Annotated in this window: 26 protein-coding genes; 8 read left to right on the plus strand and 18 right to left on the minus strand. The window is 73.2% G+C overall.

Going from position 1 to position 25,951, the window contains the following annotated elements:
• Positions 1-50 precede the first annotated feature (50 nt).
• The 3 genes from ACFWJX_RS29285 to ACFWJX_RS29295 all read right to left on the minus strand — a co-directional run bounded on the left by ACFWJX_RS29285 (position 51) and on the right by ACFWJX_RS29295 (position 3,140).
• Positions 51-1,208: an ROK family transcriptional regulator gene (locus ACFWJX_RS29285; RefSeq protein WP_383249012.1), complete on the minus strand. Its 1,158-nt coding sequence runs from the start codon at positions 1,206-1,208 to the stop codon at positions 51-53.
• Between the two features lie 88 nt (positions 1,209-1,296).
• Positions 1,297-1,971, minus strand: coding sequence for a response regulator (locus ACFWJX_RS29290; protein WP_383249014.1), 675 nt, complete (start codon positions 1,969-1,971; stop codon positions 1,297-1,299).
• Between the two features lie 14 nt (positions 1,972-1,985).
• Positions 1,986-3,140 (minus strand): sensor histidine kinase, encoded by a 1,155-nt coding sequence (locus ACFWJX_RS29295; protein WP_383249016.1) that lies wholly within the window; start codon positions 3,138-3,140, stop codon positions 1,986-1,988.
• 109 nt (positions 3,141-3,249) lie between these two features.
• Between ACFWJX_RS29295 and ACFWJX_RS29300 the strand changes: the two genes are divergently transcribed.
• From ACFWJX_RS29300 to ACFWJX_RS29310, 3 genes are read left to right on the plus strand one after another with little or no spacing between them, the layout of a single operon-like run.
• On the plus strand, positions 3,250-4,170 hold the full coding sequence (locus tag ACFWJX_RS29300) for an ABC transporter ATP-binding protein (RefSeq protein ID WP_383249018.1): 921 nt from the start codon (positions 3,250-3,252) through the stop codon (positions 4,168-4,170).
• Positions 4,171-4,172: 2 nt separating this feature from the next.
• The gene (locus ACFWJX_RS29305; protein ID WP_383249020.1) at positions 4,173-4,895 is read left to right on the plus strand and encodes an ABC transporter permease; all 723 of its coding nucleotides are present in this window, start codon (positions 4,173-4,175) and stop codon (positions 4,893-4,895) included.
• 58 nt (positions 4,896-4,953) lie between these two features.
• On the plus strand, positions 4,954-5,394 hold the full coding sequence (locus ACFWJX_RS29310) for a hypothetical protein (RefSeq protein WP_383249022.1): 441 nt from the start codon (positions 4,954-4,956) through the stop codon (positions 5,392-5,394).
• 22 nt (positions 5,395-5,416) lie between these two features.
• On the opposite strand, the gene mug is transcribed toward ACFWJX_RS29310, so the two are convergent.
• The 8 genes from mug to ACFWJX_RS29350 all read right to left on the minus strand — a co-directional run bounded on the left by mug (position 5,417) and on the right by ACFWJX_RS29350 (position 14,879).
• A complete protein-coding gene (gene mug / locus ACFWJX_RS29315; RefSeq protein WP_383249352.1) occupies positions 5,417-5,962 on the minus strand; it encodes a G/U mismatch-specific DNA glycosylase in 546 nt (181 codons plus the stop codon).
• Positions 5,959-7,401, minus strand: coding sequence for an adenylosuccinate lyase (gene purB / locus ACFWJX_RS29320; protein ID WP_383249024.1), 1,443 nt, complete (start codon positions 7,399-7,401; stop codon positions 5,959-5,961). Before purB ends, mug begins: the two co-directional genes overlap by 4 nt.
• An 83-nt stretch (positions 7,402-7,484) precedes the next feature.
• Complete coding sequence (locus ACFWJX_RS29325; protein ID WP_383249026.1) at positions 7,485-8,273, minus strand: SGNH/GDSL hydrolase family protein; 789 nt, start codon at positions 8,271-8,273, stop codon at positions 7,485-7,487.
• A 62-nt stretch (positions 8,274-8,335) separates the two neighbouring features.
• Positions 8,336-9,349 carry a hemolysin family protein gene (locus tag ACFWJX_RS29330; protein ID WP_383249028.1) on the minus strand — a complete coding sequence of 338 codons (1,014 nt, stop codon included), beginning with the start codon at positions 9,347-9,349 and terminating at the stop codon, positions 8,336-8,338.
• Positions 9,346-10,680 (minus strand): hemolysin family protein, encoded by a 1,335-nt coding sequence (locus ACFWJX_RS29335; protein ID WP_383249030.1) that lies wholly within the window; start codon positions 10,678-10,680, stop codon positions 9,346-9,348. The genes ACFWJX_RS29330 and ACFWJX_RS29335 overlap by 4 nt, the downstream gene beginning before the upstream one ends.
• 203 nt (positions 10,681-10,883) lie before the next feature.
• Positions 10,884-11,309 (minus strand): GNAT family N-acetyltransferase, encoded by a 426-nt coding sequence (locus ACFWJX_RS29340; RefSeq protein ID WP_383249032.1) that lies wholly within the window; start codon positions 11,307-11,309, stop codon positions 10,884-10,886.
• Between the two features lie 191 nt (positions 11,310-11,500).
• Entirely contained in the window at positions 11,501-14,068 is a 2,568-nt protein-coding gene (locus ACFWJX_RS29345) for an ABC transporter permease (protein WP_383249034.1), read from the minus strand.
• A 4-nt stretch (positions 14,069-14,072) separates the two neighbouring features.
• Positions 14,073-14,879 carry an ABC transporter ATP-binding protein gene (locus ACFWJX_RS29350; protein WP_383249036.1) on the minus strand — a complete coding sequence of 269 codons (807 nt, stop codon included), beginning with the start codon at positions 14,877-14,879 and terminating at the stop codon, positions 14,073-14,075.
• Positions 14,880-15,016: 137 nt separating this feature from the next.
• On the opposite strand from ACFWJX_RS29350, the gene ACFWJX_RS29355 reads away from it, so the two are divergent.
• Together ACFWJX_RS29355 and ACFWJX_RS29360 are read left to right on the plus strand one after the other, a co-directional pair.
• Entirely contained in the window at positions 15,017-15,259 is a 243-nt protein-coding gene (locus ACFWJX_RS29355; RefSeq protein WP_383249038.1) for a toxin-antitoxin system HicB family antitoxin, read from the plus strand.
• Positions 15,260-15,263: 4 nt separating this feature from the next.
• The gene (locus ACFWJX_RS29360) at positions 15,264-15,638 is read left to right on the plus strand and encodes a fic family toxin-antitoxin system, toxin component (protein ID WP_355911233.1); all 375 of its coding nucleotides are present in this window, start codon (positions 15,264-15,266) and stop codon (positions 15,636-15,638) included.
• A 19-nt stretch (positions 15,639-15,657) separates the two neighbouring features.
• On the opposite strand, the gene ACFWJX_RS29365 is transcribed toward ACFWJX_RS29360, so the two are convergent.
• Together ACFWJX_RS29365 and ACFWJX_RS29370 are read right to left on the minus strand one after the other, a co-directional pair.
• Positions 15,658-16,353: a class I SAM-dependent methyltransferase gene (locus ACFWJX_RS29365; protein ID WP_383249040.1), complete on the minus strand. Its 696-nt coding sequence runs from the start codon at positions 16,351-16,353 to the stop codon at positions 15,658-15,660.
• A 76-nt stretch (positions 16,354-16,429) separates the two neighbouring features.
• Positions 16,430-17,116: an esterase/lipase family protein gene (locus tag ACFWJX_RS29370; protein ID WP_383249042.1), complete on the minus strand. Its 687-nt coding sequence runs from the start codon at positions 17,114-17,116 to the stop codon at positions 16,430-16,432.
• Between the two features lie 118 nt (positions 17,117-17,234).
• Here ACFWJX_RS29370 and ACFWJX_RS29375 point away from each other — a divergent pair, with 118 nt between their 5' ends.
• Positions 17,235-19,433 (plus strand): LuxR C-terminal-related transcriptional regulator, encoded by a 2,199-nt coding sequence (locus ACFWJX_RS29375; RefSeq protein WP_383249354.1) that lies wholly within the window; start codon positions 17,235-17,237, stop codon positions 19,431-19,433.
• A 5-nt stretch (positions 19,434-19,438) separates the two neighbouring features.
• On the opposite strand, the gene bioD is transcribed toward ACFWJX_RS29375, so the two are convergent.
• From bioD to bioB, 3 genes are read right to left on the minus strand one after another with little or no spacing between them, the layout of a single operon-like run.
• Positions 19,439-20,182, minus strand: coding sequence for a dethiobiotin synthase (bioD, locus tag ACFWJX_RS29380; RefSeq protein WP_383249044.1), 744 nt, complete (start codon positions 20,180-20,182; stop codon positions 19,439-19,441).
• Positions 20,183-20,184: 2 nt separating this feature from the next.
• Positions 20,185-21,465, minus strand: coding sequence for an adenosylmethionine--8-amino-7-oxononanoate transaminase (locus ACFWJX_RS29385; protein WP_383249046.1), 1,281 nt, complete (start codon positions 21,463-21,465; stop codon positions 20,185-20,187).
• Positions 21,458-22,648: a biotin synthase BioB gene (gene bioB / locus ACFWJX_RS29390; protein ID WP_383249048.1), complete on the minus strand. Its 1,191-nt coding sequence runs from the start codon at positions 22,646-22,648 to the stop codon at positions 21,458-21,460. The genes ACFWJX_RS29385 and bioB overlap by 8 nt, the downstream gene beginning before the upstream one ends.
• 150 nt (positions 22,649-22,798) lie before the next feature.
• On the opposite strand from bioB, the gene ACFWJX_RS29395 reads away from it, so the two are divergent.
• Entirely contained in the window at positions 22,799-23,929 is a 1,131-nt protein-coding gene (locus ACFWJX_RS29395; RefSeq protein WP_383249049.1) for an 8-amino-7-oxononanoate synthase, read from the plus strand.
• Between the two features lie 54 nt (positions 23,930-23,983).
• Here the strand turns inward: ACFWJX_RS29395 and ACFWJX_RS29400 are convergent, their stop codons facing one another.
• Together ACFWJX_RS29400 and ACFWJX_RS29405 are read right to left on the minus strand one after the other, a co-directional pair.
• A complete protein-coding gene (locus tag ACFWJX_RS29400) occupies positions 23,984-24,226 on the minus strand; it encodes a DUF397 domain-containing protein (protein ID WP_383249051.1) in 243 nt (80 codons plus the stop codon).
• Positions 24,227-24,235: 9 nt separating this feature from the next.
• Positions 24,236-25,096 (minus strand): helix-turn-helix domain-containing protein, encoded by an 861-nt coding sequence (locus tag ACFWJX_RS29405; RefSeq protein ID WP_383249053.1) that lies wholly within the window; start codon positions 25,094-25,096, stop codon positions 24,236-24,238.
• 213 nt (positions 25,097-25,309) lie between these two features.
• Here ACFWJX_RS29405 and ACFWJX_RS29410 point away from each other — a divergent pair, with 213 nt between their 5' ends.
• Entirely contained in the window at positions 25,310-25,786 is a 477-nt protein-coding gene (locus ACFWJX_RS29410) for an ATP-binding protein (RefSeq protein WP_383249055.1), read from the plus strand.
• The last annotated feature ends 165 nt before the right edge of the window (positions 25,787-25,951 follow it).

Consider the following 25,951-nt stretch of genomic DNA (forward strand, 5'->3'; position numbering starts at 1 on the left):
CCCCGGAAGCATTCCGGGGCCCACTCGCCCGTGCGGCCGCGGTGCGCGCCTCAGGCGCGTCCCGTCACCGTGCCCTCCACCGCGAAGAGCTGCTCCTCCACGTGGTCGAGCGCCAGCCGCAGGGCCCCGGTCGCCACGGCCGCCTCACCGAGGAGGGACAGGGCCACCTTCGGCGGGCGCAGACAGTAGCGCGCCAACTCCCGCCGCAGCGGCGCCAGTACGCCGTCCAGTCCCGCCGCCCAGCCGCCGATCACGACCAGCTCGGGGTCGAGGGCCAGCACCAGCGCGGCCACGTCGTGCACAAGGCGCTGGATGAAACGCTCCACGGCCGCCCGCGCCCGCTGGTCGCCCTTGCGTGCCTGCGTGAACACCTCGGCGACCGCCTGCTCGTCCAGCGGATGCAGCGGCTCGTCCGTCGTGGACAGCAGCGTCTCCGGAGTCACCCCGCGCCCCAGCAGGTGCAGCGCGCCGATCTCCCCGGCCGCCCCGCCGTACCCGCGGTGCAGCCGCCCGCCGATCAGCGAACCCGCGCCCGGACTCAGCCCGGCCAGCACGAAGACGACGTCGTCGGACTCGGTGGCGGAGCCCTTCCAGTGCTCGGCCACGGCCGCGGCGTTGGCGTCGTTCTCCACCAGCACCGGGCACTTGAAGGAACGGCTGAGCCGCTCGCCCAGCCGCAGCCCGGTCCACTCGGGCAGCGCGGTGCCCAGCCGTACGGTCCCGTCCGCCTCCACGATGCCCGGCGTGCCGACGCCGACGGCCCGCAGGGAACTGCGCGGGACCCCGGCCCGCCGCAGCAGCTCGGCGACCGCGGTCCGCAGCCGTTCGAGCCGCTCGTCGGCGGGCGCCGTCTCGTCGACGTCCTTCGCCTGCGCGCCGAGCACCCGCCCGTCCAGGTCGGCCAGCAGGACGGCCACCCGGTGCGCCCCGATCTCCAGGCCCAGCAGATGACCGGCCTCGGCCCGGAACCGGAACCGGCGTGCCGGACGCCCCTGACGCCGGGCGGCCCCCTCCTCGGCGGCCTTCTCGACGACGAGTCCGGCCCCTATGAGGTCCTCGACGACCCCCTCCACCGTCGGCCGGGACAGCCCCGTCACCCGGGTGATCTCCGTGAGCGTCGCACAGTCGGTGGCACGCAGAGCGTGCAGCACCACCGCGGAATTGATCCTTCGCAACAGCGAGGGATCCCCGCCGGTCAGCCGCCCCAACGTCCGTCCTCCCAGCTCTTGCGCGTGTGGGGCGGATCGTACTCGGCGCGGGGCACCCCGGCGAGTGCGGACCGCGCGGAGGCCGGCTTCACGCGCCGGTCCGGCCCGCCGAGACGAACCCCGACTCGTACGCGGTGATCACCGCCTGCGTGCGATCACGGGCCCCCAGCTTCGCCAGCACCCCGCTCACATGCGACTTGACGGTCTCCGTGCCGACGACCAGCCGCGCGGCGATCTCCCCGTTGGACAGCCCACGGGCCATCAGCCGCAGCACCTCGGCCTCCCGCTCGGTCAGCCGCGCCCGCTCCAGCAGGTCGCGCGCCGCCCGGTTCGCCGGCCCGTCGCCGTACGAGGCGGCCAGCCGCCGTACCGACGCCGGGAACAGCAACGACTCGCCCTCGGCGACCAGCCGCACGGCGTGCACGATCTCGGCGGGCCGGGCCCGCTTCAGCAGGAACCCGTCCGCCCCCGCACGCAGCGCCTCGTACACGTACTCGTCGTTCTCGAAGGTCGTCACGACCAGGATCCTCGGCGGCCCGTCGACCGTCCGCAGCACCGCGCGCGTGGCCTCGATCCCGTCCATCAACGGCATCCGTACGTCCATGGCGACCACGTCGGGCCGCAGCCGCCGCACCAGCGGGATCACCGCCGCCCCGTCCGCGGCCTCCCCGACGACCTCGATGTCGGGCTGCGCCTCCAGCACGGCCCGCAGCCCGGCGCGCACCAGCGGTTCGTCGTCGACGAGGAGCACGGTGATCGGCATCGGGTCAGCGTAGATCAGCGCAGCGGCAGCTCCGCACGCACCTGCCAGTCGCCCTCGTCCGGGCCGGTCGAGGCCCGTCCGCCGAGCAGCGCGGCCCGCTCGTGGATACCCCGCAGTCCACTGCCCCGGACCGGTGCGGATACGTGCGCGGTCAGCGGATTGCGGACCTCCAGGCTGAGCAGGCCGGCGGCGACCTCGATCCTGACCCCGACCGGAACGGACCCCGCGTGCCGCAGCGCGTTGGTCAGCGCCTCCTGGAGGATGCGGTAGCCCTCGCGGGACACCGGGCCCGGCACGGCCTCCAACGCCCCGGTCAGCTCGGCGTCCACCTTCGCGCCCGACGCGCGCGCCGAGTCCAGCAGCCGGTCGGCCTCGGCCAGCGTCGGCCGGCTGCTCACCGGCCGCTCCGCCTCACGCAGCACCCCGAGGACGCGCTCCAGGTCCTCCAGCGCCGCCCGGCCGGTCTCCTCGATCGCCCCGAGCGCCCGGTCGGTGAACGCCGGGTCGCCCGCCGCCCGCGCCGCGCCCGCCTGCACCACGGCCACCGTCAGGGCGTGCCCGATGGAGTCGTGCAGCTCGTGGGCGATGCGGTTGCGCTCCAGAAGCTGCTCGGTGCGTTCCTCCAGGGCCGCGAGCCGCTCGCCCGCCGAGGGCCCGAGCAGCCGCCGCGCGAGAGCGGTGACCGCCGCGCCGAGCCCGACGACGATTCCGTACCAGCCGAGGAGAGGCAGCGGCACCAGGAGGGCGTACCACCAGTGCGGCGTCGCCTCGGCGAGCAGCGGGACGTCGTCGGGGATGCGCCCGCGCGCGGTCTCGGCCAGCTGGTACGCGAGGACCGGCAGCCACACACAGGCGCAGACGGTCACCGCCCCGAGGGCCATCCGCACCTCCAGCCACAGCACCGTGCGCAGCCGGTCCCGCCAGGTCGTCGCCGGAGCCACGGAGAACCCCGGATCCCGCACCCCCGGAGACAGCAGCAATTGGGCCTGGACCCCCTCACCCGTGCGCACCGCGGGGATCAGCCCGAGCGGAACCAGGGCCAGCGCGGGAACCCACGGCGTCGACATGTCGATGAACAGCCAGACGCTCACGACCAGCATCGGCACCCACAGATGCACCAGTCGTGTGTACGTCGTCCCCCGCAGCAGCGGGCGCAGGAATCGGCCCATGCGGCCATCGTGACAGGCACCACCGACAACGGGCCTCCCCCCGGGCGGGGGAGACGGATCCCACCGCCGGGGGAGGCCCGGCACCGGGTCCGGCGGCCACCGTACTGCCATGACCAGCATCGACGTCCGCGACCTCACCAAGGAGTTCGGCCCCCGGCGGGCCGTGGACCGGCTCACCTTCCGCGTCGTGCCCGGCCGCGTCACCGGCTTCCTCGGCCCCAACGGCGCCGGCAAGTCCACCACCCTGCGCCTCGTCCTCGGTCTCGACCGGCCCACCTCGGGAACCGCCACGATCGGCGGCCGCCCCTACGCCACCCTGCCCGAACCCCTGCGCCACGTCGGCGCGTTGCTCGACGCCCAGGCCCCGCACGGTTCCCGCACCGGCCGCGACCATCTGCGGGCCCTCGCCGCGAGCAACCGCATCCCCGTCCGACGGGTCGACGAGGTGCTGGAGCGGACCGGGCTCGCGCCGGCCGCGCGCCGCCGGGTGAAGACGTACTCCCTCGGCATGCGGCAGCGGCTGGGCATCGCCGCCGCTCTGCTCGGCGACCCCGAGGTGGTGCTGCTCGACGAGCCCTCCAACGGCCTCGATCCCGAGGGCATCGTCTGGATCCGCGGGCTGCTGCGCCGCCTCGCGGGCGAGGGACGCACCGTCCTGGTCTCCAGCCACCTCATGAACGAGACGGCCTCCTTCGCCGACCATCTCGTCGTCCTCGGCAGGGGCCGCCTCCTGGCCGACACCCCCATGCGGGACTTCATCGACGCGCGCGTACGACCCCGCGTACGGGTCCGCACCTCCGACCCCGCCGCCCTGGAGAAGGCCCTCGCCCGGCACGGTCACGAGGGAGTCGCCCATGACGACGGGCACTGGACGGTGGACCACGCGCGCGTGGACGACATCGGCCGCCTCGCGTCCGAGGCGGGCGTCCCGCTGCTCGAACTGACCGCGGAGGAAGGCACGCTGGAGCAGGCCTACCTCGATCTGACCGCCGCCGAAAGCGAGTTCGCGGCCGCTCCCCAGGAGGCCTGACCATGGGATTCAAGCCCGCACTCCACGCCGAGTGGATCAAGATCAGCACGCTGAGGTCACAGGCCGCCACCTTGTGCGCGGTCCTCCTCGCGACCGTCGCCTTCTCCCTGCTCGCCGCGGCCGACACGGACGGAGCGGACGCCGACCCGCTGTTCTCCGCCTTCTTCGGCGTCAGCTTCGGCCAGATCGCGGCGGTGGCCTTCGGGACGACGGCGGTGGCGGCCGAGTTCCAGGGCGGCGCACTGCGCGTGTCCCTGGCCGCGGTCCCGCGTCGGGGCCGCTGGTTCGCCGCCAAGGCCACGGCGATCGCCCTGCCCGTCCTGGCCGTAGGCCTGGTCACCGGCATGCTGACCTGGGCCGTGGGCCGGGCGGCGCTCGGCGAGCGGGCCGAGGGGTTCGGCACGGCCGAAGGACTGCGCGCGGCCGTCGGCTGCGGGCTCTACCTCACGCTGATGGCCCTGCTCGCCGCCGGCCTGACGGCCGTTCTGCGCAGCGGAGCGGCCACGCTCGGCATCCTCATCCCGTTCCTGCTGATCGTGTCCTTCGTGGTCGGCGACATGTCCGGCTCCGTCGCCGACTTCTTCCCCGACCGGGCCGGCCAAGTCGCCCTGCACGGAACCTGGGACGGCTCGCTGGGGCCGTGGACCGGCCTGACGGTGACCGCCCTGTGGACGGCCGCGGCCCTCGCGGCGGGGGCATGGCAGGTGCGGCGCCGGGACGCCTGAGCGGGCCCGCTCCCTGACGCGGCACCAATTGTCAGTGGTGGCCGGTTTACTGGATCACATGGACATGGAGAAGTACCTCGCTCTCGCGGACGTGCTGTCTTCCCGCGGGTTTCCCGCGGAGGCCGGCACGTCGGACGTCGGCGAGGGCGGTCCCGGGTTCCATCTCGTGCCGTTAGCGGCGAGCCACGGCCTGCGGATGGCGGACCCGGCGCTGCGCGTCGCCGAGGCGGAGCGGTTCCACGACGACAGGGAGGTCCTGGCGGGGAAACTGACCGAGCGATGGGGAGAGCCGTACCGCGTCGGCCTCCAGACGATCCGACTGCGCACCGCGCACGAGGAGATACCCGAGCCCTGGGCCCGGCTCAGCCTCCTCGTGGCAGACGTCCACCTCTGGGAGCTGCCCCGGCACGGCCGTTGGGCCGCCCTCGGCGTCGCCGACCTCGACCAGGACGACGAGGTCCGGCTCCTCCTGCTCGTCACCGAGACCGACCCGCCCTGAGACCGCGCCACACACCCCCGGGTCAGTCCTCGGCCGCCACCCGCAGCCGCGCGAACTCCTCCGCCATCGTCGCCGCCGTCCAATGCGCGTTCAGCCCACTGGGATTCGGCAGCACCCACACGCGCGTGTCCCCGATCACCCGCTCCTGCGGCCCCACGCGGGCCGTACGGTCGTCGAACGCTATTCGGTACGCGGTCACGCCCACCACCGCCAGCCATCGCGGCTTCAGCCGGACCACCTTCTCCCGGAGCAGCCGGCCGCCCTCGCGGTACTCCTCGGCCGTCAGCTCGTCGGCCCGCGCACTCGCCCGCGCCACCACGTTCGTGATGCCGAGGCCGAACGACAGCAGCTCCCCCTGCTCCGCCGGCTTCAGCAGCCGGGGCGTGAAACCGGACAGGTGCAGCACCGGCCAGAAGCGGTTGCCCGGACGCGCGAAGTGGTGGCCGGTCGCCGCCGTCATCAGGCCAGGGTTGATGCCGCAGAACAGCACACGGAGGCCGCCCGCGACGACGTCCGGTACGAGACGGTCGCGGGCGGCCTCCAGTTCCGCCTGGGTGAAGCGGCTCAGAGGATCGCCCCCGGGGTGTAACCGGCGGCCTCCGGCCGCTGCTTCACGATCTCCTCGATCCGGCCTACGACGATGGCCACCTGGTCGGCCGCGGCGCCCGTGAAGGACAGCTTGTCGGCCATCAGCGCGTCGAGCTGCGCGCGGTCCAGCGGGATGCGCTCGTCGGCGGCGAGCTTGTCCAGCAGCTCGTTGCGCTCCGCGCCCTGTTCGCGCATCGCCAGCGCGGAGGCCACCGCGTTCTCCTTGATCGCCTCGTGCGCCAGCTCCCGGCCGACGCCCGCCCGCACCGCGCCCATCAGCACCTTGGTGGTGGCGAGGAACGGCAGGTAGCGGTCCAGCTCACGGGCGACGACGGCCGGGAAGGCACCGAACTCGTCGAGCACCGTCAGGAACGTCTCCAGCAGACCGTCGAGCGCGAAGAACGCGTCCGGCAGCGCGACCCGGCGCACCACCGAGCACGACACGTCGCCCTCGTTCCACTGGTCGCCCGCCAGCTCGCCCGTCATCGAGGCGTAGCCGCGCAGGATGACCATGAGGCCGTTGACGCGCTCGCAGGAGCGGGTGTTCATCTTGTGCGGCATCGCGGAGGAGCCGACCTGGCCCGGCTTGAAGCCCTCGGTCACCAGCTCGTGCCCGGCCATCAGCCGGATCGTCCTGGCGAGCGAGGACGGCGCCGCCGCCAGCTGCACCAGCGAGGTCACGACCTCGTAGTCCAGCGACCGCGGGTAGACCTGGCCGACCGAGGTGAACGCCTGCGAGAAGCCGAGGTGCCCGGCGATCCGCTCCTCCAGCTCCGCGAGCTTGGCCGCGTCGCCACCGAGCAGATCGAGCATGTCCTGGGCGGTGCCGACCGGGCCCTTGATGCCGCGCAGCGGGTAGCGGCCGAGCAGCTCCTCGACCCGCCCGTACGCCACGAGCAGCTCGTCGGCCGCGGTCGCGAACCGCTTGCCCAGGGTGGTGGCCTGCGCGGCCACGTTGTGCGAACGGCCGGCCATGACCAGCTCGGCGTACTCGCCGGCCAGCTTGCCCAGCCGGGCCAGCACGGCCACCGTACGGTCGCGGACCAGCTCCAGGGACAGCCGGATCTGGAGCTGCTCGACGTTCTCCGTGAGGTCGCGGGACGTCATGCCCTTGTGGACCTGCTCGTGCCCGGCGAGGTCGTTGAACTCCTCGATCCGCGCTTTCACATCGTGCCGGGTGACCTTCTCGCGTTCGGCGATGGAGGCCAGGTCGACCTGGTCGAGGACACGCTCGTAGTCGGCGATCGCCGAATCCGGCACCTCGATCCCGAGGTCCTTCTGCGCCCGCAGCACGGCGAGCCAGAGCTGACGCTCCAGCTTCACCTTCTGCTCGGGCGACCAGAGCGTGGCGAGCTCGGCGGAGGCGTAGCGTCCGGCGAGAACGTTGGGGATGCGGGGCTTGGCGGGAGCGGAAGTCACGTGTACGGATTCTACTGGCGATTCGTGCAGGCCAGCGCCATGGCCCCGTTCGGCGGAACCTACGAGACCCAGGTCACGCGCGACTACCGCCGCGGCCCCTCGTAGGGCAGCAGGTCGGGACGCTTCGGGGGGAGGCCGTCGCCCGAGGAGCGGCCGGTGAGGCGGCGGGCGATCCACGGCAGCAGGTACCGCCGGGCGAACCGGGCGTCGGCCACCCGGCGGGCGACCCACGCGGGCGGCACGGTCGCGGCCATCGGCTCGCGCCACTCGGTGTCCTCGGGGTCGTACCCGAGGCCCTGCCAGACGGCCTCGGCGATCCGGCGGTGGCCCTCGGCCGTCAGGTGCAGCCGGTCCACGTCCCACATCCGCGGGTCGCCCAGGGACGGGGCGCCGTACAGGTCGACGACCAGCGCGCCGTGCCGGACGGCGAGACCGTCGACGCAGTCGAAGAGCTCCTCCATACGCGGCCGGAACCGCTCGAGGACCGGGCCCTGCCGGCCGGGGCTGCGCATCAGCACGAGCTGCTTGCAGGACGGGGCGAGCCGCTCCACGGCCTCCGTCAGCAGGTCCCGCACCCGGACCATGTCGCACTTGGGGCGCAGGGTGTCGTTGAGGCCGCCGACCAGGGTGATGACGTCGGCGCCCATGGTGGCCGCGACCGGCACCTGCTCCTCGACGATCTGGCCGATCAGCTTGCCGCGCACCGCGAGGTTGGCGTAGCGGAAGCCGGGGGTGTGCGCGGCCATCCGGCCCGCGAGGAGGTCCGCCCAGCCGCGGTAGGTGCCGTCGGGCAGCAGGTCCGACATGCCCTCGGTGAAGGAGTCACCGACCGCGACCAGGCTGGAGTACGGGGGAGTGGTGTTCGTCTGCATGGCGTCAGCGATGGTAACCCGCACGCCATACCCAGCGGTCGGTCACCCCCCGCCGCCCCGTCTCAGGCCCGCTGCCCGAACAGCTCCCGCAGCACGTCCTCCATGGTGACCAGCCCGGCGAGCCGCCCGTCGGAGCCGAGCGCGGCCGCCAGATGGGTGCGGCTGCCGCGCATCGCGGTGAGGACGTCGTCCAGCGGAGTCGTCTCCCGCACCCGGGCGATGGGCCGCAGGTCCCGCACCCGGAACGGCTCGTCCCGCGGCGAGGCGTCCAGTGCGTCCTTCACGTGCAGGTAGCCGACGATCCGGCGCCCCTCGTCCACCACGGGGAAGCGGGAGAACCCGGACTCGGCGCCCAGCCGTTCCAGCTCCTCAGGGGTGACGCCCACGCGCGCGTAGACGACGCGTTCCAGCGGCAGGACGACGTCTCGCACCGGGCGGCGGCCCAGCTCCAGGGCGTCGTGCAGCCGCTCCTGGGCGCGGTCGTCGAGCAGGCCCGCCTCGCCGGCGTCCCGCACGATCTGCGCCAGTTCCGCGTCCGAGAACGTGGCCGTGACCTCGTCCTTCGTCTCGACCCGCAGCAGCTTCAGCAGCCCGTTGGCGAAGGCGTTGATGGTGAAGATCACCGGCCGCAGCGCGCGGGACAGCGCGACCAGCGGCGGCCCGAGCAGCAGCGCGCTGCGCACCGGCTCGGCGAGCGCGATGTTCTTCGGCACCATCTCGCCGAGCAGCATGTGCAGATACGTCGCCAGGCTCAGCGCGATCACGAACGACACCACATGGCCCGCGCCCTCGGGGACGCCGACCGAGTGGAACACCGGCTCCAGCAGGTGCGCGATCGCCGGTTCGGCGACCACGCCGAGGACCAGGGTGCACAGCGTGATGCCGAGCTGCGCGGCCGCCAGCAGCGCGGACACGTGCTCCAGACCCCACAGCACGCTCTTGCCGCGCCGGTCGCCCTGTTCGGCGTACGGCTCGATCTGGGAGCGGCGTACGGAGATCAGCGCGAACTCGGCGCCGACGAAGAAGGCGTTGACGACCAGGGTCGCCAGGCCGATGAGCAGCTGGACGGCGGTCACCGGTCCGCTCCTTCCGCGGGGTTCTTGGTGAGCGGGGCGTGCAGCAGTACGCGCGCGGCCCGGCGCCCGGACGCGTCGACCACGTCCATGCGCCAGCCGGCCACGTCCACGCTGTCGCCGACGGCCGGGATACGGCCCAGCTCGGTGGCGACGAGACCGGCGAGGGTCTCGTAGGGGCCCTCGGGGGCGTGCAGCCCCACGCGCGCGAGCTGGTCGGTGCGGGCGGCGCCGTCGGCCGAGTACGTCTGGCGGCCGTCGTCGTCGGTGCCCGCGCGGGCCAGGTCGGGCGTCTCGTGCGGGTCGTGCTCGTCACGGACCTCGCCGACGACCTCCTCGACGATGTCCTCCAGGGTCGCCACGCCCGCCGTACCGCCGTACTCGTCGATGACCACGGCCATCGTGCGCTTGCCGGAGAGCCGGTCGAGGAGCCGGTCCACGGTCAGGGACTCGGGGACCAGCAGGGGTTCGCGCATCAGCTCGGCGACGGGCACGCGCGCGCGGTTCTCCGCCGGCACGGCCAGGACGTCCTTGATGTGCGCGGTGCCGACGACGGTGTCCAGGCCGCCGCGGTACACGGGGAACCGGGACAGACCCGTCGCCCGGGTCGCGTTGGCCACGTCCTCGCAGGTCGCCTGGGCGTCGAGGGCGATCACCTGCACGCGCGGGGTCATCACGTTCTCGGCGGTGAGGTCGGCCAGGTTCAGGGTGCGCACGAACAGCTCGGCGGTGTCCGCCTCCAGGGCGCCCTGCCGGGCCGAGTGCCGGGCCAGTGCCGCCAGTTCCTGGGGGCCGCGGGCGGAGGCCAGCTCCTCGGCGGGCTCCAGGCCGAACCGGCGTACCACCCGGTTGGCGGTGTTGTTGAGGTGACTGATGAAGGGCCGGAAGGCGGCGCTGAACCAGCGCTGGGCGTTGCCCACCCGCTTGGCCACGGCCAGCGGGGCGGAGATCGCCCAGTTCTTCGGCACCAGTTCGCCGACGACCATCAGGAACACCGTCGACAGCGCCGTCCCCAGCACCAGGGCGACCGAACTCGCCGCCGTGCTCGACAGGCCCAGGGACTCCAGCGGGCCGGAGATCAGCTTGGCGATCGAGGGTTCGGCGAGCATGCCGACGACCAGATTGGTGACGGTGATGCCGAGCTGGGCGCCGGAGAGCTGGAAGGTGAGGTTGCGGACGGCCTTGAGGGCGCCGGCCGCGCCGCGCTCGCCGCGCTCGACGGCCCGCTCGAGCTCGCGGCGTTCCACCGTGGTCAGCGAGAACTCCGCGGCGACGAAGGCACCGCACGCGAGCGACAGCAGGATCGCGACCAACAAGAGGAGCAGTTCCATCACCGGTTCACCTCCGTCCCATGATCGGGCAGGGCAGGGAGGATCGCGCGATGTCGGATACTGGGAGGCTCGCCCATGGGCGGACGCTCACACCTTTCGTGAAGTCGGTGATGCGATGAAGGGACCGTATGGATGAAGGGACCGTATGGTCCGTACGGCCCCCTCATGGTAAAGGATCGGCAAAGGGTGACGGGTTCGCCCCCGGCTCAGCCGGTCAGCGGCTTCACCCAGCGCCGCCACTTCTCCTCCGGCGTGTACCCAGCCGCCCGCCACGCATGGTGGGCCGTCTCGTTGCGGGTCAGCACCATCGCGTCGGCGCGCCGGCCGCCGAGCCGGACGAATCGTTCCTCCGCGGCGGCGAGCAGCGCTGAGCCGATGCCCTGGCGGCGGTACGCCGGATGTGCCGCCAGCCGGTAGAGGTGGCAGCGCCAGCCGTCGAACCCGGCGATCACCGTGCCCACCAGCTCACCGCCGCGCTCCGCCAGGATGAGCGCGGCCGGGTCGCGGGCGACGAGCCGCTCCACGCCCTCCCGGTCGTCGCTGATGCTCGTGCCTTCGGCGGCCGTCTTCCAGAAGGCCAGCACGGTGTCGAGGTCGTCGGGCGTCGCGGCCCGTATCCGCAGATCAGACATGGGGCGATCCCATCACGCACTCCACACCATAGAGTGTCATTCCACCATCCGGACGGTCGCCGCGTCCGCCCCGCCCTGTCGCCACCCCGGGCCAGTGCGGCGCCGGTTGCGGAAACCGACGCCGGACACGACGGGGCAGGCCCTCCCGAACTCCGCCCGCGGGCGGCGTCCTGGGCCTTCGCCGCGGTTCCTCACTCGTGCGCGATGGCCGCCAGCACGTTCATCCGCGAGGCCCGCAGCGCCGGGAGCAGTGCGGCCACGACCCCGACCACCGCCGAGCCGACGACGACCGCGACGATCGTGGTCCACGGGATCGCCAGCGCCTTCATGCCCTGCAGGGCCAGCACCTGCTGGGTGCACACGCCCCACACCAGCCCCAGCGCCAGCCCCAGGACCGCGCCGAACACCGCGATCACCACCGACTCCAGCCGGATCATGCGGCGCAACTGCCGCCGGGACAGCCCGATCGCCCGGAGCAGCCCGATCTCCCGGGTCCGCTCGACCACCGACAGGGCGAGGGTGTTGACCACGCCGAGCACCGCGATCACGATCGCCAGGCCGAGCAGCGCGTACACCAGGTACAGCAGCACGGCGATCTGGTCGTGCACCAGGTCCTTGTAGTCCGCCTGGTCGCGCGCCTGCACCTGCGGATAGGGGTCGAGCGTCCGCTCCAGCCGGGGCCTGAGCCGGTCCGCGTCCGTGCCGGCGGCCGCGTTGACGTACAGCACGGAGTCCTGCCCACCCGGCAGGTACTTCTCGACGGTCCCGATGCCGAAGAACAGGCCGCCCTGCATGCCGAAGCCCTCGGCGGAGTCCTGGTCGGTGAGCGCGCCCACCCGGAACGACGCGGTCCGCTCACCGGGGAACTCGACGGGGAGGACACTTCCGACCCGCACGCCGTGGTCCTCGGCGAAGTCGACGTCCATCGCGATCGCCCCCTCGGCCAGCGCGGCGGCCGTGTTCCCGCGGGCGTACGTCACATGGGCGACCTCGTCGACCTGGCTGTCGTATCCGGCGGCCGTCGTCTTGACGCGCTTGCCGTCCGGCAGCCGTACGGCGACCGGCGCGAACCGCTGCCGGACGACGAGGCCCACGCCGTCGGTGTCCCGGACCCGGTCGGTGACCTCCCGCGAGAAGGGGGTGAGGTTGGTGTTCTGGATCACGAAGTCGGCGCCCAGCGTGTCGTCGATCTGCCGGTCGAAGGACTTCGACATCGAGGCACTCGCCACCGACATGCCGCCCACCAGGGCGAGGCCGACCATCAGCGCGGCGGCGGTGGCGCCGGTGCGGCGCGGGTTGCGCAGGGCGTTGCGCTGGCTCATCCGGCCGATCGAACCGAACAGGGCCGGGAAGGCCCCGCCGAGCACCCGGATCACCGGGCGGACGAGCAGCGGGCCCGCGACGACCGTCGCGATCAGGGTGAGGACGACACCGAGACCCAGCAGGGAGGCCGCGGACGCGGTCTCCGACGCGGTCGCGCAGCCCACCAGGGCTGCCGCGCCCAGGACGCCGACGACGGTCCCGGCCACCGCGCGGACCTTCAGCGGCCGTCCCACCCCGGCGACGTCCGCGTCCGCGAGGGCCGCCATCGGCGAAACCGTGGCCGCGCGGCGGGCCGGGAGGTAGGCGGCCACGAAGGTGACGCCGACGCCGACGACGTACGCCGAGACGGGGGTGACCCAGCCGATGACCATCTCGGCGGTGTCGAGGTTCATGCCGAAGGCGCTCATGAGACGGATCAGGCCCGCCGCCAGGCCGATGCCGGCCGCGAGGCCCACGGTCGAGCCGACCAGGCCGAGCAGCACGGCCTCGGTGAGGACCGAGCGCCGTACCTGGCGGCGGTCGGCGCCCAGGGCGCGCAGCAGGCCCAGTTCCCGGGTGCGCTGCGCGATCAGCATGGAGAACGTGTTGACGATCAGGAACACGCCCACCAGCACGGCGATCCCGGCGAATCCGAGCATGACGTACTTGATGACGTCGAGGAACCCGCCGAGGTCCTCCGCCGCGGACCTGGCCTGCTCGTCGGCGGTGCGCACGTCGTAGGGCCCGGAGCCGAGCGCGGCGGCCACCCGGGGCTTCAGCTCCGCGTCGGTCACCCCGTCAGCCGCCTCGACGGAGATGCTCGTGGCCAGGTCCGCCGAGCCCAGCAGCCGGGTCGCGGCGACCTGGGGGTCGAGGAAGACGAGGGCGGCACCGGGGTTGGTGGTCTTGAAGGTGGCGATGCCGACGACCTCGACCCGGAACGAGCCCGGCTGGGCCATCACGGTCAGCGTGTCGCCGGTCTTCATGTCCTTCTTGTCGGCGGTGTCGGCGTCGAGTACGGCTTCGCCCGCGCCGCGCGGGGCGTGACCGGAGGTCAGTTCCACCGGGCTGCGGTCGGTGAGGTACCAGTCGGTGGCGATGGTGGGCGCGCCGGTGGTCGGTCCGACGGACCTGTTCGCGCTGTCGACGACGGTGATGTTCTCCACGCTCACGTCGGCGTGCGCCGCGGCGACCCCGTCGACGGCGGCCACCCGGCCGGTGAGCGCGGTGGGCACGGTCTGGACGGCGCCGGTCGGCACGGAGGCGTCGAGGCCGTCCCGCGGCTCCACGGTCACGTCGGCCGAGGTGGACGCGAACAGGCGGTCGAAGGTGCGCGTGACCGTGTCGGAGAAGATCAGGCTGCCCGCGACGAATGCCACCGACAGCACGACGGCGAGGGCGGACAGCAGCAGTCGCCCCTTGTGCGCGAGGAAACTCCTCAGCGTCGCCCTCAGCACCTGCTCAGTCCTCCTCGGGTGCCGTGCCCGCCTGGGCGCGGATCAGGTCGAACCGCTTCATGCGCTCCAGCACCGCCTCGGCCGTGGGCCGTTCCATCTCGTCCACCAGCCGGCCGTCCGCGAGGAAGAGCACGAGGTCGGAGTGGGTGGCGGCGCCGGGGTCGTGGGTGACCATGACGACCGTCTGCCCCAGGTCGTCCACCGCCTGGCGCAGGAACGCGAGGACCTCGAGACCGGCGCGCGAGTCCAGGTTGCCGGTCGGCTCGTCGGCGAAGATCAGCTCCGGCCGGGAGGCGAGCGCGCGGGCGCACGCCACGCGCTGCTGCTGTCCGCCGGAGAGCTGGGACGGCCGGTGCTTGAGGCGGTCCCGCAGGCCGAGCGTGTCGATCACCTGGTCCAGCCACTTCTGGTCCGGCTTCTGGCCGGCGATGTCCATCGGCAGGGTGATGTTCTCGACCGCGTTGAGCGTCGGGATCAGATTGAACGACTGGAACATGAACCCGATGCGGTCCCGCCGGAGCCGGGTCAACTCCCGCTCCTTCAGCCCCGTGATCTCGGTGTCGCCCAGCCAGACCTGTCCGGTGGAGACGGTGTCGAGTCCGGCCAGGCAGTGCATCAGCGTGGACTTCCCGGAGCCGGACGGCCCCATGACCGCGGTGAAGCGCCCGCGGACGATGTCCACGTCCACCGAGTCCAGGGCGAGCACGGTCGTCTCGCCCGAGCCGTACGCCTTGGTCAGACCCCGGGCGCGGGCCGCCAGGTCTTCCGCCGAGGCCAGACCGGGGGCGTGCTGCGCAGCAGGTGTGGACAAGGCTGCCTCCTCGCTCGCGTGGACGTGCCGTGTCGTTGTCCCGGCCGAGCGTAGTGTGACCGGGCGCACACCCGGTATCTCTTTTGAGTGCGAGTCCGCCCTTGCCGATGCTAGCGGTTCGGCGCTAGCTTCGAGGTATGGCGAAGACCCAACTGAACGTCCGCGTGGACGAGGGCACGGCCAAGGCCGCCCGCGAGCGCGCCACCGCGCGCGGCATGAGCGTGAACCGCTACATCGAGGAGCTGGTCAGGCAGGACGCCGGCGAGGCGGGCCACACGTTCGTCGAGGCCGCCGCCGACTTCATGAAGCAGTACGAGAACGTCTTCGCGGAGGAGTTCGGCGCGGCCCGCGAGGGCGGAACCCACGAAGGTCGCCGCTGACCCCTTGAGCGACCTCACGATCGACCTCGCATGGCTTTTGATGATCGCCGAACAGAAGACACCCGGAGACCCCCAGGTCACCGACTGGGGAGCACTGGTGGCGGCGGTGGCACGCCATGACGCCCAGATCTTCGACGTCCCCGTGTACGACTCGCCGCACGCCCGCGCGGCCTCGCTCCTGCAACTCCTGCTGCACGTCCCGGCGCTGGAGCGCTCCAACGCCCTCTTCGCCTGCGCCGTCGCCTACGCGTACCTGGTGGCGAGCGGAGCGAAGGTCGTGACCTCCCCCGAGCAGGTTCGCGACCTGGCCCGGCTGGTCAAGAGCGGTGAGGCCTCGGTGTACGACATCACGCAGGAACTGCGCCGGTGGAGCCTGTGAACCGGCGCGCCGACCGCCGCTAACTCCGCGTGCCGTCGGTGACCGGCCGCCAGGCCGTGCCCAGCCTGCAGTACGACGACGGCAGGACCGGGCCGCTCTCCGGCACCAGCAGCCGCCGGTACGGACCGAGTTCGAACCCGGCCTCGCGCAGCGCGCCCACCGGGTCGCGGGAGAGGTGGCAGCCGCCGCTGACGAGCGGCCACACCGTCCGGTCCAGGGCGCGCTGGGTGAAGGCCATCGCGGGGCCGCCGCCCGTACCGTGCTCCAGGAACCGCACCTCGCCACCGGGCCGCAGCACCCGACGTGCCTCGGCAAGGGCCCGCGGCAGGTCCCGCACGCTGCACAGGACGAGCGAGAGCACCACCGCGTCGAAGGCCTCGCTCTTGACCGGCAGGGCCTCGGCCGCGCCCGGCGCGACATCGACCGGAACCTCGGCCCGCAGGGCGGCCTCCACCGCCAGCGTGCGCAGCAGCCGTTCCGGTTCGATCGCGACGACCTCCGAGACCGTCCGCGGGTAGTGCGCGAAGTTCAGGCCGTTGCCCGCGCCGATCTCGATCACGCGGCCGGAGAGCCCCGCGAGCAACCGGCCGCGCAGCGCGGCCAGGCCCCCGCGGGTCTCCGCGGCCACGCTCAACCGGGCGTAGCAGCGCGCGAACAGCGGGTGGTGGACGGGATCACCCGACACCTTGCCGGAGCCGGTGGACCGTATCGGCATGGCGACCTCCCGGGACGGGCCTACCGGAATTCTCCCCCGTACGGGCCCGTCGCACCCCCGCTGCCGCACATCGATGTCACTGGACGAAGGCGTGCACCTGTTCGTAGATGCCCGGGTCGTTGTTGGTGTCCGTGTGCGACACACACCCGACGCCCACATTGGTCGCCCCGCTCAGCAGCGCCGAGGAGTCCGGGTTGATCGCCTCGTCGCAGTTCGACCAGTAGCTCGCGTACGTCACGCTGCCCGGCGTCTCGTCGCCGGAGTTCAGCGCGGTGAGGAACGAGCTGCCGGTCTGCATCTCCGCGCACGAGGTGTACAGCCACGCGCACAGCGAGGCGGTCGACGTGCCGTGGTTGGTGCCGGCGACGGAGACGAAGTCGTCCACGTACGCCGTACCGCCGAGGTTCTTCAGGTAGTAGCGGGCGCTGAGCGCGCCCATGGAGTGCACGACGAGGTCCACCTTGCTCGCGCCGGTGCGCGCGAGCACGTTCTGGATCTCGGTCGCCAGTTGCCGGGCGGTGGTGACGTTCGACTGGGACCAGCTGTACGACCAGGCGTCCAGCTCGGCGGCCGTGTAGCCGTCCGCCGTGAAGTTCGCGACCCAGTCGTTCCAGCTGCTCGCGGAACTGCTGATGCCGTGGACGAGGACGACCGGATTGTGCGTCGCCGCGTGTGCGGGGGGAGCGGAGAAGGAGAGTGCCAGAAGGAGCGAAGTGACCGCGGCCGAGAGGACCGCGGCGATGCGACGCTTGCCGCGCTGCATGATGCCTCCTGAAACGGGTGGGGTTGTCAGGAGTGTCCGGCCGGGTCTACGCGCGCCGCATCGGTGTAATCGCCGGTCTTTACGGTTCAAGTAACCCATCGGTAACGTGATTTGTGTGGTGACCCCGGTGAACCCCCCACCTCTCGACCGCACTTCGCCACCGCCGATCGCCGACGCGTGGCCGCGCCCGGCCTCCGCGCTCCCCGAACGCGTCCGGGTCAGGGTCCTGCGCCTGGTGCACGGTGATCCGCGCGCCGCCGCCGGTCTCGCGGCGCGCCTCACCGAACGGCAGGCCGCAGGCCTCGACCCACTGCCCGTCGAACCCGCCGACCTCGCCCCCGAGTTGCTGCGCGCCAGGCGCCGCGCCCTGCGGGCCCTGCCCGACGACACCCGGCTGCTGCTCCTGCTCGCCGCCGCCGACCAGTACCCGGTCGCCACCCATGCCTTCCTGCGCGCCGTCGCCGCCGCCCGCCTCGACACCCGCTGCCTGGAGTCCGCCGAGACGGCCGGACTCGCCCACGCCGCGGCCGGCGGGGTCCGCTTCGCCGACCCCTGGACCCGGATCGCCGCGTACGAGTCGGCGGGCCCGGCCGACCGGCGCGACGTCCACCGGCTGCTCGCGCGCGTCCTGCACGGCTCCGGCGAGACGGCCCGCCGGTCCTGGCACCGGGGCGCCGGCGCACTCGGCCCCAGCGGGCGGCTCGCGGCGGAGCTGACGGCGGCCGCGACCCGGGCCCGCGACGCCGGCGACCCCGCCCTGTCCGGCGCCCTGACCGAACGCGCCGCGGCCCTCACCCCGGACCCCCGCGACCGCTCCGGCCTGCTGGCAAGGGCCGCCGTCGACGCCTGGGACGCGGGCGACGGCGACCGGGCCCGCGTCCTCGCCGCCCGCACCCATGCCGAACCCCTGCACGGCGTTCTCGCCCTGCGCACGGGGCACGCCGGGGAGGCGTTCGACGCGCTGACCGCGGGCGCCGCCCAGGCGGCGGGCGCGAGACCCCCGGCGCGGTCCGAGGAGCGTGCCGGGCACCTCCTCGCCCGCGCCACCGAAGCCGCCGTCTACACCGGCGACCTGCGCCGCTGCCGTGAGGCCGTGCGCCTCGCCGGACGCCTCGGCATCGACCCACCGGGGGTGCTCGGCGGTCTCGCGGCGGCCGTCGAAGGGCGGTACGCGGACGCCCGGGACCTGCTGGGGGCGACCGCCGGCCGGTGCGGTCCCGGTGGCGACCCCACCCTCCTGCTGCACGCCGGGATCGCCGCCCTGATGCTCGGCGACCATCCCCGCGCCGCCACCGCCACCCACCGGTCGGCCGCCGCGGCCCGCGCCCGCGGACTCGTGCCGCCCGTCTCCCAGGCGGCGGAGTTCCGCGCCTACGCCGACTTCTGGACCGGCCGCCCCCGTGCCGCCGAGGCCGCCGTCGTGGACGCGCTGCGCCAGGCCCGGGCCACCGGCCAGGACAGCGGCGCCTGTCATCTCCAGGCCGCCCTCGCGATGTTCGCGGCCCTCGCCGGCGACGCCGACCTGTGCCGCGAACGGGCCGCCGCCGCCCGCTCGTACGCCCTCGCGCACGGCCTCGGTCTGCCCGCCGCCCTCGCCCAGTGGGCGCTCGCCTTCCTCGACCTCGGCCACGGCCGCCACGACGCCGCCGCGGCCCGGCTGCGCGCCCTCGCCGGAGCGGGCCCCGGCCACGGGCACCGGGCGATCCGCCATCTGGCCACCCCGCACTACGTCGAGGCCGCCGTCCACACCGGCGACACCCGCGTGGCCCGCGCCGCGCACGCCGACTACGACCGCTGGGCACGCGCCGTCCGCAGCCCCGACGACCTGGCCCTCAGCGCCCGCTGCCGGGCCCTGCTCACCCCCGGCGCCGACGCCGTCGAGCACTACCGCATCGCCCTCGACCTGCATGCGCAGGGCACCCGCGCCGTCGAACGCGCCCGTACCGAGCTGCTGTTCGGCGGCGCCCTGCGCAGGCTGCGCCGACGGACCGAGGCCCGCGAGCGGCTGCACAGCGCGCTGGAGGCCTTCGAGTCCTTCGGCGCCCCGCACTGCGCCGAGCGGGCCCGCGCCGAACTCCGCGCCCTCGGTGCCCCTTCCGCCACCGCCCGCGCGACCGAAAGCCCCCGGGCGAGCCTGACCGCCCAGCAGCTACGGGTCGCCCTCATGGCCGCCGAGGGCGCGACGAACCGCGAGATCGCCGCCCGCCTCGCCCTCAGCCCCCGCACCATCGACCACCACTTGCGCGGCGTCTTCAACCGCCTGGGCATCCGCTCCCGCATCGAACTCGTCCGACTGCTGGCCGAGGGAGGGAACTAGCTCTCCTACGACGTCGGGGGCCAGCTCCACCTCGCGGGCTCCGTCCGGCTGCGGAACGTCTCCGCCTCCCACGTCCCGTCCAGCCGTGACGCGAGCCAACCGGGCGCGGCCGTACGGAACTCGGCGGGCGCGAGCGACCCCGAACCGGCGGGCAGCGCGCCGAGCAGCGGGGCCCCGGCGATGTCGGGCAGGTCGGTGACATTGCACCGCATCGCCAGATCGGGGGAGTCGGGCCAGGAGCCGATCACCACACCCAGCAACTCCACGCCGCGCGAGCGCAGTTCACGGGCCGTCAGGTCCGTCGTGTTGAGCGTGCCCAGACCCGCCGAGGCCACCACGAGCACCGGCGCCCGCAGCAGTTCCGCGGCGTCGGCCAGCGTGCCGCCCGCCTCGTCGAACCGCACCAGGAGCCCGCCGGCCCCTTCGACGAGGACCAGGTCGTGCTCGGTGGCCAGCTTCGCCGCCGCGTCGGCGACCTCACGCGGCCGCACCGGCACCATCCCCGCCCGAAGCGCCGCCGTCGCCGGCGCCAACGGCTCCGGATAACGTGCCAGTTCGGCGGTGGTGACGGCGCCCGCCAGCCGCGCGACCTCGTCCGCGTCACCGCGCTCGTCCGGCCGTACGCCGGTCTGCGCGGGCTTGAGCACGGCCACCGAGCGGCCCGCCGCGAGCGCGGACGCGGCGACGGCCGCGGTCGTGACGGTCTTGCCGACCTCCGTGCCCGTCCCCGTGATCACCAGAATCGCCATGTTCATCCCTCCTGTGCCGCCGCGCACACCGCCCGCGCGATCCGCGCCACGTCCTCGTCGCCGGTGACGTACGGCGGCATCGTGTAGACGAGGTCGCGGAACGGCCGCAGCCAGACGCCCTCGCGCACGGCGGCCTCCGTGGCGGCCTTCATGTCCACGGCGTGGTCGAGCTGGACGACCCCGATCGCGCCGAACACCCGTACGTCCTTCACGCCAGGCAGGTCCACGGCCGGAGCGAGCCCCTCCCGCAGCCCCGCCTCGATCCGGCGGACCTCGGCGAGCCAGTCCTGTGCGAGGAGCAGCTCGATCGAGGCGCAGGCGACCGCCGCGGCCAGCGGGTTGCCCATGAACGTCGGACCGTGGGCCAGCACCGGAACCTCGCCCCGCGAGATGCCGTCGGCGACCCGAGGCGTGCACAGCGTCGCCGCCATCGTCAGATAACCGCCGGTCATCGCCTTGCCGACGCACATCACATCCGGGGTCACCCCGGCATGATCCGCCGCGAACAGCGCGCCCGTGCGTCCGAAACCGGTCGCGATCTCGTCGAACACCAGCAGCACGTCATGCGCGTCGCACGCCTCGCGCAGCACCGTCAGATACGCGGGGGAGTGGAACCGCATCCCACCCGCGCCCTGCACCACCGGCTCGACGATCACCGCGGCCAGCTCGTCGGCGTGCCGCCCGATCGCCGCGCGCAGCTCACGCGCGTACGTCTCGTCGTACTCGGCGGGCGGCGGGCCGACGAAGACCTGCCGGGGCAGGACGCCGGTCCACAGGTCGTGCATCCCGCCCTCGGGGTCGCACACGGACATCGGCTGCCAGGTGTCGCCGTGATAGCCGCCGCGCCAGGTCAGCAGCCGCTGCTTGCCAGGGCGGCCCAGCGAGCGCCAGTACTGGAGGCACATCTTCACCGCGACCTCGACCGACACGGACCCCGAGTCGGCGAGGAACACATGCTCCAGCCCCTCGGGCGACATGCCGACAAGCAGCTTCGCCAGCCGTACGGCGGGCTCGTGGGTGAGCCCGCCGAACATGACGTGACTCATCCGCCCGAGCTGGGCCCGCGCGGCCTCGTCGAGCACCGGGTGGCGGTAGCCGTGGATCGCCGACCACCAGGACGACATGCCGTCGACCAGCTCGCCCGAGCCGTCCGCGAGCCGCAGCCGCACCCCGCTCGCGGACTCCACGACGAGCGGGTCCACCCGGCCCGGCATCGGACCGTACGGATGCCACACGTGCCGCCGGTCCAGGTCCAGCAGCTCGGACACGGTCCCCTCAGGCATTGGGCGCGAGGTCCGTGCCGGCGCCCCGGCGACGGACGGAGACCAGGTCCGTACGGGCCTCGTTCGGCTGCGCGGCGGGAGCCGACCCGCAGACACTGCCGCCGCCCTCGTGCGAACCGCAGCCGCCGCCTTCGTGCGAACCGCAGCCGCCGGCCTCGTGGGACCCGCAGCCGGCGCTCGCCCGGTGTTCCGGCAGGGTCACCTCGCCCGCGCCCTCCACCTCGAACCCGGCGTCCGCGATCATGTCGAGGTCGGCCTGGCCGGCCTGGCCCTCGGTGGTGAGGTAGTCGCCGAGGAAGATGGAGTTGGCCAGGTTCAGGGCGAGCGGCTGCATCGAGCGCAGATGGACCTCACGGCCGCCCGCGATGCGCACCTCCACGTCCGGGCAGACGAACCGCACCATGGCCAGGATGCGCAGACACCGCTGCGGGGTGAGGTTCCACTCCTTGGCCAGCGGGGTGCCCTCGACCGGGATCAGGAAGTTCACCGGGACGGAGTCCGGGTCCAGCTCGCGCAGCGAGTAGACGACGTCGACCAGGTCCTCGTCCGACTCGCCCATGCCGGCGATCAGCCCCGAGCAGGCCGACAGCCCGGCCGCGTGCGCCTTCTGCACCGTGTCCACCCGGTCGGCGTACGTGTGGGTGGTCGTGATGTCCGCGTACGTCTCCTCGGACGTGTTCAGGTTGTGGTTGTAGGCGTCCGCGCCCGCCTCGCGCAGCCGCTCGGCCTGGCCGTCGGAGAGCAGGCCCAGGCAGGCGCACACCTCGACGCTCTCGTTCTGGTCCTTGATCGCCTTGATGGTCTCGGAGACCCGGTCGACGTCCCGGTCGGTCGGGCCGCGCCCGGACGCCACCAGACAGACGCGCTTGGCGCCCCCGGCCAGCCCCGCCGCGGCGGCCCGTGAGGCCTCGTCCGGCTTGAGCCAGGTGTACTTGAGGATCCCGGCCGTGGAGCCGAGTCGCTGGGAACAGTAGGAGCAGTCCTCCGGGCACAGGCCCGACTTCAGGTTGACGAGGTAGTTGAGTTTCACTCGTCGCCCGAACCAGTGACGGCGCACCTTTCCGGCCGCGGCCACCACGTCGAGCAGGTCGTCGTCGGACGTGGCCAGGACGGCCAACGCCTCTTCGCGGGTCGGCAGCTCGCGCCGAAGCCCCTTGTCCACCAGCGTGTTCAGCAGGTCCATGAGAGCCGATCCTGTCTTACCGACCGTTTCCGGGCCAGGGAGAGTTCGTACAACAGAGGGCATTCGAGGTGTGGGTATTGCCACACCATGGGATACGCGCCCTGCGGCTAGTGTCTGTCCACTGCCTACAAATTCCCCGGAGGACGAGCCATGGCGTTCGGCTGGATCGACGAGCAGGCGCAACTGCGCCGGAGCGCCGGACTCGTACGGACCCTGCGCCCCCGTCCGGCCGACTCGCCGCTCCTCGACCTCGCGAGCAACGACTACCTGGGCCTGGCCCGGCACCCCGAGGTCACCGAGGGCGCCGCGCGGGCCGCGCGGACCTGGGGCGGCGGCGCCACCGGCTCCCGGCTCGTCACCGGCACCACCGAACTGCATGCCGAACTGGAGCGGGAACTGGCCGACTTCTGCGGATTCGAGGCGGCCCTCGTCTTCTCCTCCGGCTACGCCGCCAACCTCGCCGCGGTCACCGCGCTGGGCCCGCACGGCTCCCTGATCGTCTCCGACGCGGGCAACCACGCCTCGCTCATCGACGGCTGCCGGCTGGCCCGCGGGACGACGCAGGTCGTCGCGCACGCCGACCCGGACGCCGTACGCAAGACGCTGGACGCGTGGGACGGGGGCCCGGCCGTGGCGGTCTCCGACACCGTCTTCTCCGTCGACGGGGACGCGGCCCCGCTGGCCGCCCTCGCCGAGGCCTGCCGGGAGCACGGCGCCGGGCTGGTCGTGGACGACGCCCACGGCCTCGGCGTCCTCGGCAGCGGCGGCCGCGGCGCCCCGCACGCGGCGGGACTGGCGGGCGCCGACGACGTGGTCGTCACGGTCACGCTCTCCAAGTCGCTGGGCAGCCAGGGCGGCGCCGTGCTCGGCCCCGCGCGCGTGATCGACCACCTGGTCAACGCCGCCCGGACGTTCATCTTCGACACGGGCCTCGGCCCGGCGGCGGCGGGCGCTGCCCTCGCGGCCCTGACGCTGCTGCGCCGCGAGCCGGAACGCGCGGCACGCGCGCGTGAGGTCGCGGGTGAACTGCACGCACGCCTGACGGCCGCGGGTCTGGAGGCGGTGCGTCCGGACGCCGCGGTCGTCTCCGTGCGGGCTCCGTCCCCGGAGGGGGCCGTGCAATGGGCGGCGGACTGCCGGTCGGCAGGGCTGGCCGTGGGCTGCTTCCGTCCTCCTTCTGTGCCCGACGGCATCTCACGCCTGCGGTTGACCGCCCGCGCGGACCTCGGTGAGGGGCAGATCGAACGCGCTGTACGGGTGATCGGCGAGACCCGGCCATGAGTCGGCGTGACACGGCCGTGCGCCGGGAGACGGTGGCTGGTCGTCGGGCAGGGGTCAGCGGAACGCGGCCGTGAAGTCCGTCCAGCTCTCGGGGGAGAAGAGCAGGGCGGGTCCGGCCGGGTCCTTGGAGTCGCGTACGGCGAGCAGACCGGCCCATGGTCCGAAGTCCGGGCGGGCCGTCTCGACGCAGTTGTTGGCTCCCGTGCTGTAGCTGCTGCGCAGCCACCGCAGACCCCGCGAGTGGGGGAGACCGGGCAGATCGGTGCTGGGGGGTACGTTCCGAGGCAGTGCGGTCATGGTGCCTCCTTACGCGCCGTCACCTGTCGCGGCGAGGTAATCCAGTGAGTCCCCGGGCGAAAGAGCGTGTGCCCGAAGGGCGTTGAAGGCCTCGGTGTAGGCCTGGAGGTCTTCTTTCCGTTCGAGATAGAGGCTACTCGTCAAGTGGTCGAGAACAACCACATCCAGATCAGAAGCGCTCGAAAACGAGAAGATTACGAAAGGGCCGGTGACGCCGATGTGCGCCCCGGCGCTGAACGGCAGTACCTGGAGCCTGACCTGGGGCAGCCGCGCCGCCTCCACCAGCCGCTCCAGCTGCTGTGCCATGACCTCGGGACCGCCCACCTCCCGCCGCAGCACCGCCTCGTCGAGCACCGCGTCCATCTCCAGCGGGGGCCGGGCCCGCAGCACGTCCTGCCTGGCCAGCCGCACCTCCACCAGCGTGTCCAGCCGGTCCTCGTCCAGGCCCTCCACCGCGGCCCGGGTCACCGCGCGGGCGTACGCGGGGGTCTGCAACAGTCCCGGCACGACGGTCGTCTCCAGGGTGCGCATCGCGCTCGCCTGCGACTCCAGGCTGATGAAGTCCCGGTAGGTGGGCGGCAGGACCCCTCGATAGGCGTGCCACCAGTGTTCCCGGCCGTCACCCTCGACCGAGCCGGCCAACGCCAGCATCAGTTCCCGCAGTTGCGCGTCGTCCACGCCGTAGGCGTCGAGCAGTAACCGCACATCGGCCGGTTTCGTACTGCTGGTGCCGGTCTCGATCCGGCTCACCTTCGACTGGTGCCAGCCCACGAGCCGGGCCACCTCACCACTGGTGAGCCCCGCGCGGGACCGCAGCGCCCGCAGTTCGGCGCCCAGTTTCCGGCGGCGCACCGCGGGACCGTGCTGCATGGGATCCTCCTTACTCCTCCCGGGCCGTCCACATACGCTCTGCGGTAGCAGAGTTCACCGCATCGAGCGACAGATATATGCATATCTTGGTGGATCGCCACCCGTGACCGGCGTGTTGATGGCACTCTGGCGACGAAGCACCAGTCCGGGACCGTACTCGAACCATCCGCACCGTGTCGGACTCCGGTCCCGTGGGAAAGGGACGACGTCGCCATGGCAGACCACCTGGAAGCATCCGTCACTCTGCCGAGCGATCCCGCCTCGGTGTCCACGGCCCGCAACTACGTGCTCGACACCCTCGCGCAGTGGGGCCTCCCGGTCGCCACCGAGCTGGCCGACACCGTCCGGCTGATCGTCTCCGAACTCGCCACCAACGCCGTACAGCACACCTTCGGGCAGTCACCCACCTTCACGGTGGACCTCGTCCTCGACCACGACGAGCGGCTGCACATCGGCGTCACCGACAGTCACCCGCGCTTCCCCCAACGACTGCCGGCCGCCGTCCAGCAGGACAATGGCCGAGGCATGGTGATCATCAGATGGCTGACCGCCGAGTGCGGCGGCAGGCTACGGGTCCGCCCCACGCGTGAGGGCGGCAAGACCGTCTTCATCGAACTGCCCTGGACGGTCCCCGCCGAGCCGGCCGGGCGGGTGGAGCCGGTGACGGCGGTGGGGCAGCAGGAGCCCTGACGGGCCCCAGGGGCGGCCCGGACCCTGCCGGGGGCCACGAGTGGATCCCGGGGCGGGGGGGGGGGGGAGGGGGGGCGCCCCCCCCCCCCGCGGGGCCGATTAACGCCCCGGCCCGACGGGGGATTGGTCCAGATTAAGTAGCCCCCCCACCCCCCCCCGCGTGGG

The organism is Streptomyces sp. NPDC058335, from assembly GCF_042723915.1.
Taxonomy (GTDB): Bacteria; Actinomycetota; Actinomycetes; order Streptomycetales; family Streptomycetaceae; genus Streptomyces.

What these genes read in the sequence shown, in the direction of transcription:
- ACFWJX_RS29365 (WP_383249040.1), bottom strand. Translation starts at nt 16,353, where the DNA reads ATGCCGATACGGTCCACCGGCTCCGGCAAGGTGTCGGGTGATCCCGTC.
- ACFWJX_RS29410 (WP_383249055.1), top strand. Translation starts at nt 25,310, where the DNA reads ATGGCAGACCACCTGGAAGCATCCGTCACTCTGCCGAGCGATCCCGCC.
- ACFWJX_RS29310 (WP_383249022.1), top strand. Translation starts at nt 4,954, where the DNA reads ATGGACATGGAGAAGTACCTCGCTCTCGCGGACGTGCTGTCTTCCCGC.
- ACFWJX_RS29355 (WP_383249038.1), top strand. Translation starts at nt 15,017, where the DNA reads ATGGCGAAGACCCAACTGAACGTCCGCGTGGACGAGGGCACGGCCAAG.
- bioD (WP_383249044.1), bottom strand. Translation starts at nt 20,182, where the DNA reads ATGGCGATTCTGGTGATCACGGGGACGGGCACGGAGGTCGGCAAGACC.
- ACFWJX_RS29385 (WP_383249046.1), bottom strand. Translation starts at nt 21,465, where the DNA reads ATGCCTGAGGGGACCGTGTCCGAGCTGCTGGACCTGGACCGGCGGCAC.
- ACFWJX_RS29405 (WP_383249053.1), bottom strand. Translation starts at nt 25,096, where the DNA reads ATGCAGCACGGTCCCGCGGTGCGCCGCCGGAAACTGGGCGCCGAACTG.
- ACFWJX_RS29325 (WP_383249026.1), bottom strand. Translation starts at nt 8,273, where the DNA reads ATGCAGACGAACACCACTCCCCCGTACTCCAGCCTGGTCGCGGTCGGT.
- ACFWJX_RS29400 (WP_383249051.1), bottom strand. Translation starts at nt 24,226, where the DNA reads ATGACCGCACTGCCTCGGAACGTACCCCCCAGCACCGATCTGCCCGGT.
- ACFWJX_RS29300 (WP_383249018.1), top strand. Translation starts at nt 3,250, where the DNA reads ATGACCAGCATCGACGTCCGCGACCTCACCAAGGAGTTCGGCCCCCGG.
- ACFWJX_RS29290 (WP_383249014.1), bottom strand. Translation starts at nt 1,971, where the DNA reads ATGCCGATCACCGTGCTCCTCGTCGACGACGAACCGCTGGTGCGCGCC.
- ACFWJX_RS29295 (WP_383249016.1), bottom strand. Translation starts at nt 3,140, where the DNA reads ATGGGCCGATTCCTGCGCCCGCTGCTGCGGGGGACGACGTACACACGA.
- ACFWJX_RS29370 (WP_383249042.1), bottom strand. Translation starts at nt 17,116, where the DNA reads ATGCAGCGCGGCAAGCGTCGCATCGCCGCGGTCCTCTCGGCCGCGGTC.
- ACFWJX_RS29340 (WP_383249032.1), bottom strand. Translation starts at nt 11,309, where the DNA reads ATGTCTGATCTGCGGATACGGGCCGCGACGCCCGACGACCTCGACACC.
- ACFWJX_RS29305 (WP_383249020.1), top strand. Translation starts at nt 4,173, where the DNA reads ATGGGATTCAAGCCCGCACTCCACGCCGAGTGGATCAAGATCAGCACG.
- ACFWJX_RS29395 (WP_383249049.1), top strand. Translation starts at nt 22,799, where the DNA reads ATGGCGTTCGGCTGGATCGACGAGCAGGCGCAACTGCGCCGGAGCGCC.
- bioB (WP_383249048.1), bottom strand. Translation starts at nt 22,648, where the DNA reads ATGGACCTGCTGAACACGCTGGTGGACAAGGGGCTTCGGCGCGAGCTG.